Raw genomic sequence first — 1,715 nt, 5'->3', positions numbered from 1 at the left:
GTGCTGCGATGGGGCAATGCTGGACAGCGCCAGGCGGCTATCGCACGCCGGGCGACGAGCTGCCCATGTCGACTTTCAGGTCCGGGAAGGAACTGACCATCTGGACCTTAAAGTCGGGGAAGGAGGTGACGATCTTCCACTCCCCGCAACTGTCTGCAAAGGAGTCCACCACCTTGACCTTGAGGTCCGGGAAAGAGCTGGTGGCCTGGACCTTGATGTCGGGAAAGGAGTGCACGATCTGGACCTTGCCGTAGAGGCGGATGCCTTTGTAGGTGCAGTTTTTCTTGTCGAAGTCTGCGGCGTGAACGAAGGCCGGCAGTGCGAGGCAGGCAAGGACAAGGCTGAAACGCGGCAGAAGTGGCATATGCGACAAGGGAGTGGGGCTTGAGAAACAAGCCAGGCCCTGGCTTGCGGCCGCCCGCATACTAGCAGCCCGACCCACCCCTGCGAATGACGTCCCGCACATGCCGTCCATCCGTCCTCTGCGCTCCCTGCTTTTGCTGTTTCTGGCGATCTCGGTCGAGGCGCTGGCGCAAGCGCCATCTCCCGAACCTGTCACCGCCGATGCTTCCGTTTGCAGGCACCGGGCCGACACCGCCTGCCTGCAATCCTTCAACCTGCCCGGCAACGCGGGGCGCATGCGCTACTACGCATCGCAGGCGCCGGTGGCCAGCAACGGCGCCATGCCCCGGTCCGCGCTGTTGGTGATGCACGGGCATCCACGCGATGCCAACCGCAGCTTCGAGGCCGGCCTGCGGGCCGCCGAAGGCGCACAGCGGCTGCAGGACACCCTGGTCATCGCCCCGCTGTACCAGGTGCCCGAGGACCAGGCTGCGCATTGCCACAGCCGTGGCGTGCCCGCAGCCGGGAACGCAGACGCGGTATGGACCTGCGCGGGCTGGCTGGCCGGCGAGCCCTCGCTGGGGCCGCATCCGATAGGTTCTTTCGCCGCGCTGGATGCGCTGGTGGCCGAGCTCGTGCAGCGCTGGCCCGGCCTGCGCAGCGTGACCCTGGCGGGGTTTTCGGCTGGGGCGCAGATGCTGCAGCACAGCGTGGCCTTTGCAGCCGATGCGCCGGGTTCCGTGACCTTGCGCTACGTGATCGCCGATCCGGGCACCTGGCTGTATTTCGATCCCGTGCGGCCACAGCCGAAGATAGCCGGGCAGAGCACCGACTGGGCAGCCTGCGGCACAGGCGCGGCGTTTCCGGGAGCGTGCAGCTATGTCTTCCATGCGCCGCCCGCAGCCAGCGCCTGCCCGGGCCATGACCGCTGGAAGTACGGCCTGCAGGACCTGCCCGGCCACCTGGGGCGCGATGCGGCTGCCGCGCGGGCCCGCTATGCGGCCGCGCAGATCGCCTACCGGGAGGGCGCCCTGGACAGCAGCGCGGAAAAGGGGGGGTTCTATCCCATCCTCGACAAGTCCTGCGCCGCCATGCTGCAAGGCCCGTTCCGGCTGCAGCGAGGCCACGCCTTCGCGGCCTACGAGCGCGAGCTGCTGGCGCCGCAGCGGCCACGCCGCTTCGTCGTGGTGCCGGACTGCGCCCATGATGTGGCTTGCGTGCTGCCGTCCCTGGCCGCGCGGCCCCTGCTGTTTCCACCAGCGCCCTGACCCCGCAACGGAGTGCCCCCATGACCCCCACCACCGAACAAAAGCGCGCCACCTTCCACGCCCTGCACCGTCAGGGCTGCTTTGTGCTGCCCAACCCCTGGGATG

At 68.2% G+C, this 1,715-nt stretch carries 2 protein-coding genes; one reads left to right on the top strand and one right to left on the bottom strand.

The genetic code is table 11. The features are described 5' to 3' along the window. Positions 1-37 precede the first annotated feature (37 nt). Positions 38-424 (bottom strand): hypothetical protein, encoded by a 387-nt coding sequence (locus tag ACYVTD_RS12415; protein WP_461248068.1) that lies wholly within the window; start codon positions 422-424, stop codon positions 38-40. 40 nt (positions 425-464) lie between these two features. Here ACYVTD_RS12415 and ACYVTD_RS12410 point away from each other — a divergent pair, with 40 nt between their 5' ends. After that, positions 465-1,610, top strand: a complete 1,146-nt coding sequence (locus tag ACYVTD_RS12410) for a hypothetical protein (protein ID WP_461248067.1) — start codon at positions 465-467, stop codon at positions 1,608-1,610. The last annotated feature ends 105 nt before the right edge of the window (positions 1,611-1,715 follow it).

This window comes from Treponema sp. R6D11 (assembly GCF_054786075.1).
Note: the sequence above shows the minus strand (reverse complement) of the source record. Positions and strands in the feature narration are given on the sequence as shown.